The 10,723-nt window shown below is 45.2% G+C and carries 4 protein-coding genes; 1 reads left to right on the forward strand and 3 read right to left on the reverse strand.

Translation table 11 applies throughout. The features are described 5' to 3' along the window. Both AC13CS_RS00040 and AC13CS_RS00045 read right to left on the reverse strand, forming a co-directional pair. Positions 1-6,211 (reverse strand): PKD domain-containing protein (locus AC13CS_RS00040; RefSeq protein WP_482888244.1); only part of this gene is annotated, 6,211 nt, incomplete at its 3' end. Positions 6,212-6,682: 471 nt separating this feature from the next. Next, positions 6,683-7,585 carry a hypothetical protein gene (locus AC13CS_RS00045; protein ID WP_163627923.1) on the reverse strand — a complete coding sequence of 301 codons (903 nt, stop codon included), beginning with the start codon at positions 7,583-7,585 and terminating at the stop codon, positions 6,683-6,685. A gap of 200 nt (positions 7,586-7,785) precedes the next feature. On the opposite strand from AC13CS_RS00045, the gene AC13CS_RS00050 reads away from it, so the two are divergent. Next, positions 7,786-9,156, forward strand: coding sequence for an exopolysaccharide biosynthesis polyprenyl glycosylphosphotransferase (locus tag AC13CS_RS00050; RefSeq protein WP_163627922.1), 1,371 nt, complete (start codon positions 7,786-7,788; stop codon positions 9,154-9,156). 337 nt (positions 9,157-9,493) lie between these two features. Here the strand turns inward: AC13CS_RS00050 and AC13CS_RS00055 are convergent. Then, positions 9,494-10,723 (reverse strand): PKD domain-containing protein (locus AC13CS_RS00055; protein WP_482888243.1); only part of this gene is annotated, 1,230 nt, incomplete at its 5' end.

A 10,723-nucleotide genomic window follows, 5' to 3' on the forward strand; every position in this document is an offset into this window, starting at 1 on the left:
TCCCCAACGGAAGGTCCCTCTCGTTGTAATCGCCCGATAGGTCGCCGAACAACGCGTAGGGCGCTACGCCCTCCCGCTGGGTGGACGAAACAGGGCCCGTAAGTTCCAGAAGTACGCTGCCCGGTCCACCGAGTGTGTTCGCCCTGATGTTGAGGGACTGTCCGCCGGACGGCCCAAGGTCGATCTGCTGGCCATCCACCAAGTTGAACAGGTCCGTGTCCGTTGAGGCATCCACCAAGGTAAGGCCCACAACGCCTTCGGTAAGGGGCCCCGATACATTTATGGCCACAAAATCCGTGTCCGTCTGACCATCGCCATCGGTCACCGTCAGCACCGCATCGTAACTGCCCGCTGCCGTATAGGTATGGACGGGGTCCGCCTCGTTGGAGGGCGCACTGCCGTCCCCAAAGTCCCACTCGTAGGAGATTATGCCCACATCGTCCGTGGAATTGCTTCCCGTAAACTGTATTTCCAAGGGAGCGTCCCCGCTTACTTGGTCCGCTTCGGCAAAAGAAATAGGGGGATCGCTCTGCACCGTATTTGCGATTATGGTTATGGTGTCCGTGTCCGTCTGACCATCGCCATCGGTCACCGTCAGCACCGCATCATAACTGCCCGCTGCCGTATAGGTATGGACGGGGTCCGCCTCGTTGGAGGGCGCACTGCCGTCCCCAAAGTCCCACTCGTAGGAGATTATGCCCACATCGTCCGTAGAATCGTTTCCCGTGAAATTTACGGTCAATGGAGCCTCCCCGGTCTCCACATCGGCGGTTGCCATCGCAACGGGCATCCCATCCGCCCCAGTCACCAAGGAAAAGTTCACGCTCAGGGGCTGGCCCATGACCCCGCTGCTCGAACCGCTCCCATTATAGGCCGTGGCCGTAAGGGTATAGTCCCCCAACGGAAGGTCCCTCTCGTTGTAATCGCCCGATAGGTCGCCGAACAACGCGTAGGGCGCTACGCCCTCCCGCTGGGTGGCCGAAACAGGGCCCGTAAGTTCCAGAAGTACGCTGCCCGGCCCACCGAGTGTGTTCGCCCTGATGTTGAGGGACTGTCCGCCCGATGGCCCAAGGTCGATCTGCTGGCCATCCACCAAGTTGAACAGGTCCATGTCCGTTGAGGCATCCACCAAGGTAAGGCCCACAACGCCTTCACTATCTACATCAGTTCCCATAAGTGCTATACTGGCCGTATTTGAATTACCATAGTCAATGGTTAAAGTTGCGGTTTTACCTGCTCCGACACCATTTAACGATACGGTTATGGTATGGGTTTGACCGGGATTAAGAAGGGCATTGACAAGCGCACCAGAATCTATACTGAAATCTGAAGCGTTAGTGCCCGAAATCCCCATGGACCTAATAAATACCCCCACGTTTCCGCCCATCACGGACAGGTCTATATCGAGAGTTTGGTCGTCCTCAAAAGCAACGCTCTCGGTAAACTGTAATGTACTCGCCTGGGTTTCCGTTCCTACTGGGGCATCCACGCCCAAAAACTCCATGTTCTTTTGGTTGCCTCCGCCCCTGCTCGGGGCACCTGCCAAAATATGGATTCCTGGGCCCGAGACAATGGCCTGTGTACCATGCCTCTCGTAGTTCATATCAGGCAATCGCTTCCAAGCACCTGTGATGGGGTCATACTCTTCTGTGATTTTAAGGGCATCATCCGTCAATACCCCATACACCACTTCATCCTCTACCTCACCTCCGATAACTACTAACTTATCGTTGAAATTGACCGTCGCGGCTCCACCTCTTGGCGTTGGAATATTTTGTCCGCTGGGCAAAGTACTCCAACTTCCCGTTGCAAAATCATAAACATCGACCTCAGCGATCGTGGGGGCCCAGACCCCTCCGCTACCACCGGAAAGCCTTCCTCCCGCCGCATATAGCTTGTCACCAATAACCACTGCCGAAAAATGGTCCCTTGCCCTTGGAGCATCTGTTAGGGCCGTCCAAGTCCCTGTTGAGGGGTCGTATACGTCAAACCAGGGCACATACCCCCCGTCATGTCCGTCGGTGTTTCCCCCCACTACATAAAACTTATCTTGATAAACTACCAAACCGGATGATCCACGACGTCTATTGGTCGGGATTTCGGGTCCTTGTATCCATTCTTGGCTAGCTGGGTCGAACATCCAGATAAATTCTGCGGGGATTTCATTGGGAAATGCATTTGTTTTAAAGGAGCCAATGATCCAAATTAGGCCTTTGTATTCTGTGGCCTGGAAATGATTGAACTCAAATGGGGCCGAGTCGGATAATGAAGTCCAAGTATCTGTTCCGTAATCATAAATATCAATAGTCTGTGCATTTTCCCGACCTCCCATGAGGTAGAATTTATCACCGGCTTGCACAAAGGAATTTTCATGTCTTGCCGTATAATTTAAATTTTCATTCTTGTCCGTCCAGAAGTACTCCCCGTCGATGGTCCATTGAAAACTGACTATTGTAACATCCTCCGTTGTACCATCACTATCATCAACGGTTATAGTAACAGCATAGGGACTTCCCTCGACCGCATTTGCTTCTATGGTCCCTCCTATTTGACCGTTGGTCGGTTCAATAAAGAGCCCTGGTGGAAGCCCTTCGGCGGCATAGGTCAGGTTGCCGTCCCCACCATTGGCATCAACGATCAAGCTTCCGTTGAGCTGTTCGCCGGGGCTGCTGATTTGATTTGGGATATCAAATACATATATAGGTGTGCTATTATCGGAAACATCCAAAATCTCGATACCATTGACCAAAGGGTTCTGGATAGCTCCGTGCAAAAATTCGATATCTATTGCCCCGTCGGATACTTTGACGATATGACTTATCACACCGCCCGATGCATGTCCAAATTTTTCCGAAAGATCAATATCTGTTATAAGGGGCAAATCAATTCCTTCTATAAGTGCATCAAAAATGCGCTCCCCAGGTTGCGATGTACCCGAGTAGCCATTACCCATGTATAGGCGTATCTCATAATTGCCGTTTTTGGGAACGGGAAAGGAGTAGGTCATGTTCGGGGCACCGCTCGCTTCATCGAAACGTTCGGTATTGAATATGGCCAAGGGTGTGGTATCGGCATCAATACTTGGATCCAAGTTGGTGATGGTTCCTGCATAGGTCGTATTGGTTCCCGGCTCTGCCAAAAATGGAGAGTTATTGCTTGACTGATCCGCGGCCCAGGCCATATCGCCATCAATGGATGCTATCTCCGGGCCTCCTGCATTAACCCTGTAGATCACAATACTTTCCTCTATGACCTTAACGGTAAAGAACATATCAACAAACAAGGATTCGCTATCGGTCGCCCTTATGGTGATTGTGCTTTCCGCAGGTGTTGTTGGTAAAGTTATGGTCAGCATATTGCCTGTTATGCTTGCACCAATGTTGGGATCGGTATTGTTCTCAACGGAGTAGCTTAAATTTTCCACGCCTAGGTTATCATCAAAAACGGTATCCAAATCGATGGTTTCATCGGAAGAGCCTACAATACGCTCCATATCAGCTATACCTTGCACCACGGTAGGCGAGCTTCCGGTAATATTCAAAAAGTCCCAGCTACCTTCCAACTCAACCCCTTCGGTATTGGAAGTGCCTATAAGTCCAAGGGCCAAATCCGTTCCTTGACTTTGAATGGCTTCCAATATGCTTCCCCCTGCGGTAAGACGACCTATCTCAACAGGGGCAGCACCATCAATTTGATATTCAAAAGTCACTTCTCCCGTTGAAGGGTTTACCACAAAATGGAACAAAATTCCAGTTTCAGGACGATCAGGCTCTGGAATAGATGCAGTGATCGGCGAATCGGCCTCATCGTTTATTTCCTGCTGTACTAAAAGGCCATTGGTATTGACTACAAATTTGATGTAATTGGATTGTGTCCCGTCCCCTATAAAAAATCCAAGTTCGCCATTGACTGCTTCCGTATTGCCGTACAAACGCGATTCACCTGTAAGCCCGACCATGCCCCCTGTAACACGGAATACCCCGGTGGAAACATCGACTTGGGCACCATATTGCAGCCCCTTTTCTTGGGTATTGGAAATCCCCAATGCAGTGCCCGAGGTCATGTGCATGGTTACAATTCCCGGGGCGCCTCCCATTACATCGTTTGGATTGGGATCGTTGGGGTCATCCCTCCTATCGGTAAAATTGAGCCAATTCCCATTTCCGGTTCCATTGTTCATGAATCCTGTGAGCCCCAAACCAAGATAACCGCCCAGCCCTTGCTGATAGTTAAAGAAATCATTGGCAACGGGCAAGGTAAAGGCATCGCTTCCGTTTGTAGTGGGGTCTCCCAACTGGAAGGGGTCATCCACATCGGGAATACCGTCAAAATCGTCATCGGGGTCGTTCAAATCGGAAACCAATGTACCCCCTTGCAGACTATCGAAGTCCGAAGGTTGTGATCCCCCGTTACAGATATCGGTACCGTTATCGATTTCATCCTGATTGGTATAGCCGTCAAAATCATTGTCGGCCAATGGGTCATACCCAGGATTTCCGGGCAGTATGCATTCCACAAAATCCAAGGGCTCAAACACTTGAATGTTACCGCTAAGATCACCTGTCCAAATGGTTCCAGGAAAAATTTCATCATCGTCGGTAGTTGCAATGGCCAAAACATAACCTTTGGTTCCCGACAAAAAGCTTTGGTTCAAACTTTCCAATTGCCCATCAGGGGTTAACTGAACCCTTCTTATATTTCCACTGCTTGCCGTTGCGAGCAAATCTCCCTGCATGGCCCCATTGAAATTGGAGGCCCTGTATTCGGCGATTCCATTTGTATTTGTGCTCCACACGGCAATTTCACCATCCAATGGTCCATCGGGATTGTCCTCGTCCGGACCACGCCAGTCCCCTTCCACCACATTGGCCAATTCTACGGGAACGGGGGGCCAATCTGCGGGAAGTGCAATGCTGGGGTCACTTGTATAACCAGCCTCTGGAGAACTTGGGTCATAAATCTGTGTTCTAAAAACAGCCCCTACATTTCCATCCCCAGGAGCTGTATACAGACCAGCACCCGTAGGGTTCGCTCGCACAGGGTTAGGATGTCCACCATAATATTCCCAGAATGTATAGGTGGACAAATCTGTTGTCACCAATTGTAGATGGTCTTTATTGTTTATGTGCTCACCGCCTGAATAAGATTGGCTTCCGGGCTCGTTAGGGTCATAATCGTTATTAACATTGGGAGTCCCTTCGTTTACAGGAAAACCGCCCCAACCGCCGTTAGCGCCGTTGTCTGTCACATAAAGTGCACCCGACTTTGTGACTACCAAATCATAGGCATTCCTGTAACCTGGTGATAGAATTTGAACGGGACCGTTGGGCACCACCTTTGCCTGGTTTAGGCCATCGTTGCCTCCCCAAGGATCATTGATGTCGACTCCATCGTAACCGGGTGAATCTGGATCGGTTATACCATTGACATTGGCTCGTGTAGGGTCATCAAGCGTTGGTAGGTCGTAAATATATTGACGTCCATTGTCCAATTGTACGGGCATACTGTTAATAGCATCAAGGTCAATGGCCAAAACAGCTGCTGCAAGTGCATATTCTGTGGAAAACACAAAATTAACCGAGGGGCCACCCCCATTGGTATGGCCTCCTTGGGCCACCAATAAATATTCCTTACCTCCTATCGTTACCAAATCCAAACCATTTGTAGCATGGTTTTCCTCAGATCTTGGCAACCCACGCACTATATCTACCACGTCCCATGAACTCCCTGTCCAGCTGAACCTGGTAATGACCCCTGAGTTGGTGTCCAGATCTACATCACCATTACCGCCCCCAGAACCTGCGCCTATTCTAACATCGCTAGAGGAGACATAGAAAACCGGGTTCTCGGCCGAACCGCTCACTACGATTCCTATGGTCTCGCGTGTATGGCATTGGGAATAACTTCCACTACAGGGCGATCCATCATCATCATGGTTAACGATATCTTGGATATCATCCAAAACCTCCACATCAAGCACTTCATAATCGTTTGTCAAGTTCCGTTCTATGGTGAATATGTTTACCATTCCCTTAAGGGAGGTAACATACAATCGATTATCTGGACCGTACATCATTCCCGTAACCCCACCACTCAAATCCTCATTGCCATTGTACTTTAGCAATGTTTGGGAAAAACTTACTTGAGCTGAAATCGAGGAACTATAAAAAATAAGGAAAAGGATACAAAGGAAGCCCGCGCACCTCTGCATTGTGGAGTAGTGTTCTTTCATTTTATTTGTTGGTTTGGTAAACGTAAAAGGAGGAGGAACAATCCCCAAACGTGCTGATTTTCATTTTCATCTTGTGTTATTGTTTGGGGAACTATACGAAGATAAATCACAAGCTTGAACCCTCATAAAGCGGAAATGGCAATTAGACCAACTACCATTAAGATCGACGAACGCCATTTTGATTCATACACCTGACAATCAATGGCTTATATTTTGTAATATTATTCTTGTTAACCTGAATCCTTGTAAAATAAGGTATAGTCCCTTACATGAAATACTCATTGATTTTTGATAGGTAGAAAGGAATGCACATCACAGCAAGATACTTCTTGAATGAGACGACATGATAAATAGAAAATTAAGATTGGATTAGCCCCTAACCTATATCAATAGACATTAATTAAATGTCACCAACTACGGGCTTTATTGGGCCAAGGTTGAATGTACTTCTTAAACGGATTGTTGATTCAGGAAGTTTGAATTGTTGCCAATGGGAATGGTCAGGTTTTCATTGACACTTACTTTTTGGTCGTGAAGGACTTTATTTTCACCACTTCTAAGTTTCCTATTGACAAGGACCCCGTTTTTGTTTAGGTCGATCAATGTTAACTCATACTGAGACGAATCCAGGTCCTTTGTAATCAGATTGACCAGATAAACGGATTCGCTCTTGTTTAGGATCTTGTCGATAAACTCCATATAATCATCATTGTTGTTCCCGAGCAAATCCTCATGTATGTACCAGGAATCAATTTTGGAAATATATTTATCGCTAAACCGTTTTACAAAATGTTCACTGTTCAATACCAAAAATTGGTCGTTCCCCCCATTTCTTTCTTCAAGCAGGGAAATCATGGACTTTAGTTTCTTTACTCCCAAGGCATTGTTGTAGACCAGTATAGAGGAATTTTGTACTTGTTTTGAAATTTTTAGGGTAAAGAATTTATAAAGGTACCTGGAAATCGCAAGGGCACTAAAGCTCAATATACTGTGAACAATAATAATAGATAGCGGCACCATTAAATCCTTTTCCATAAACAGTTTTCCATTTACGACCACTAGGACTATTGTTAAAATATTGGCCAGACAAATGGCATTGAAAATGCTATATACTTCACGTACGGTATTATATTTTACATATCCTTTGTAAATGCCTATAAAAAGGAAAATAAAGGATGTAAGCGCTACAATAATTGGCAATTGGATCAACATTCCGTGGTTCCAAATATCCGGAAGGATAAGGGAGCACAGAAAGTACGACAGCACAAAAGATATACTGGTCAACAATATATCAATTAGAAAAACTAATCGTACGGGGAACATTTTATTGATGCGAAGATTGTTCTTGGTCATAACAAAATGAATGATGGTTTTAACCAAATTTAAGACTAAAAAATCCTGAAGGGGAACTCTCGGATTTCTTTTCGTCAAACTTCAAAAAAATCGGGTGTTCGTATATGAATCTCGAAAAATGAACGTTTGTTAAATAGGATTTTTATCCCGTGGTGCTTAGGCGTACATTTGAATTGAGCTCTAATAGCATATAGAAAATTATGAGTACAAAACCTCTACTGAATACCTTAGAAAGAAAATCCATTCTGTTTTTAGGTGATTTGACATTGATCGGGATCTCTCTAAGAAACTTTGTTTTAAGGGCCGTTGATTACCAGAATGAAGACCCCCTTTTCTATCAAATAACGATTGTTGCCATTGGGGTGGCCATTTACTTTGTTTTGGCGTATATTTTTGAAACTTACAATCTGGAGAAGGTTCCCAAATCCATCACCTATTCCATTATAAGGATATTCACCATTACATTTTTGTTCACTATTTCCATAGTGGGGGTTACCACATTTTTCTTTGCTTTTGCCTATTGGCAATTGTATTTACTGGTTTTCATCATTTTCTGCCCTATCCAGTTATCGTTATGGCGCTTGCTCTTCAATTATATTTTCAAATTTGTCCCTACGACCAAACGGGTTCTCTACATATACGACGAAACGACCAAGGATAGTTTGGAGAAAAACCTTGACTATATCAACGGAGATGACAACGAGACCTACTATAAAGTTGTTTCCACTTATTTAAATTCCGAGGATAGCGATCCCATCAGTGAGAACAAGCTTATTGAAAAAAGTATAGATTCGTGCATTATCAATACAAGGAGTTACAACCATTTTTCCAAACAAATGGAAAATATGCTGGTAAATTCATTGTTGTCGGGAAAAGAGGTACTCACCTATACTTCGTTTTATGAAAGTACCTATGAGGCACTTCCCATAGATTCCCACAATGACAGCCTTTACGAGATTTTGCAATTGAGCAATAATAAAATCCATTACTTACAGGGCATTGCCAACTTTGCATTCAATTTTTTCCTAACCTTGATCTCGGGAATCGCTTTTTTGCTTTCCATACCATTTGTATTTCTATTGAATATTTTTTTCAATCCTGGACCTCTTTTTTACACCCAATTGAGGGTGGGCAAACATGGAAAGGAATACAAAGTTTTTAAGTTTAGGTCCATGGTTGTGGATGCCGAGAAAAAAGGTGCAAAAATGGCCACCAAAAACGATGCAAGGGTTACCAAATTTGGAAAGGTTTTGCGAAAATTTAGGGTGGACGAACTGCCACAGGTCTGGTCCATTATCCGTGGGGACATGTCCTTTATAGGGCCCAGACCGGAAAGAAAGGTTTTTGTGGACAAATTAAACGAGGTCACTCCTTTTTACAATGTTAGGCACCTTGTAAAGCCGGGCATCTCCGGTTGGGCACAGGTCAAATATAAATATGGTGAAAATCTGGAGGACTCCATTAGAAAGCTGGAATACGACCTTTATTACATCAAGAATAAATCCGTGGTTCTTGATTTACGAATTATTTTTAAGACGCTTTCGACCATTTTGTTTTCGAGGGGTGTTTAAAGCAGCATGATCAATTTTTTGAAGTGATTTAAACCAAAATACATCATCCTTAGGATAAGGATAATCTTGGGTGTGGATTAAGATAAATTGCCATTGCAAGTGCCTTAGATGATTACAAATACGGGCAGTTCGACAAATTTCCAGCCTTTAATCGGCCATTTGGTTCACTAACTAAAAACATCTTCCTGTTCAATGGGGAATCAAGACTTTCTCCAGAGGGTTCAATATATGGTTCCCTTGCCCCAATTGGAATGTAATGATGGTTAGCAAATTGTTTGTTCAATAAAAAAGACCTCGAAATCGAGGCCTTTTTTTAATCAATTTAGTTCGTATTACTTTAATTAGAAACCAAGAACTTAATTCCTATCGGGTCGCCATCACTCAATTCGAGGGTGGCATAATAAAGTCCACTTCGCAACATAAAGATTGGTATTCGATATACTTCCAAATCAGTATCATACGTTTGAGCTGGATCAAATGTTTCCACAAGCCTACCCATGGAATCGTGTAAATGAATACTGGTCACCACTACGTCGTCGTGTGGAAGCTGGCTTAATTGAATACTTGCATAATCTTCATTAATCGGAACTGGATTCGGAGCTACGCTAGCGGTGGTCTCAGAATCTTCAACAACTTCGATATCAACGGTAGCTGTATCCGTCAACCCTTCACCATCAGTTACTGTTAGTTGGGCAGTATAGTTGCCAACCTCGTTGTAAGTATGGGTCGGGTCAGCATCCGTAGAACTGTTACCGTCACCAAAGTCCCAAGCATAACTAACTATCTCAACATCATCAGTTGAATTGCTTCCCATAAAACTCACTTCCAGCGGTGCTTGACCCTGTGTTAAGTTGGCTGAAGCAGCTGCCTCTGGAGCTTGGTTTTCAGTTGCTTCTGTAACCACGATCTGAATGGTTGCAGAGTCCGACAATCCAGCTTCATCGGTAACGGTCAAGGTGGCATCGTAGGTCCCTGCATTTTCGAATGTCAGTGTTGGATTCATTTGATTTGACGTTCTACCGTCACTGAATTCCCAGAAATAGGTATCGATGCCAGTATCGTCTGTTGATGCCTCACCATTAAAAATAACCGCCAATGGTGCTTGTCCCTGTGTTGGGTTGGCTGAAGCAACTGCCTCCGGGGCTTGGTTTCCACCTTCTTCTGTTACTTGAATGGTTATCGCAACGGTATCGGTCAATCCTTCCAAATCAGTTACTGTCAGTTCAGCGATATAAGTGCTAGGATTGTTGTAAACATGGGTCGGATTTGGCTCCGTGGAAGTATTACCGTCTCCAAAATTCCATGAATAAGTCAAAGGACGTTCGTCATCAGTGGAATTACTGCCCAAAAAGGTGACCTCCAACGGTGCATTACCACTATCGGGTGTTGCGGAAGCAACTGCGTCTGGAGCTTGATTTCCACCAACCACAGTCACTACAACCGTGATTGTAGCGGTATCAGTCAAACCTTCAGCATCCATAACTGTAAGCTCAACAATATAAGTGCCTGGGTCATCATATATATGAATAGGATTTGGCTCCGTAGAGGTGTTTCCGTCTCCAAAATT

The organism is Flagellimonas sp. B-3 (genome assembly GCF_056857835.1).

What these genes read in the sequence shown, in the direction of transcription:
- AC13CS_RS00045 (WP_163627923.1), bottom strand. Translation starts at nt 7,585, where the DNA reads ATGACCAAGAACAATCTTCGCATCAATAAAATGTTCCCCGTACGATTA.
- AC13CS_RS00050 (WP_163627922.1), top strand. Translation starts at nt 7,786, where the DNA reads ATGAGTACAAAACCTCTACTGAATACCTTAGAAAGAAAATCCATTCTG.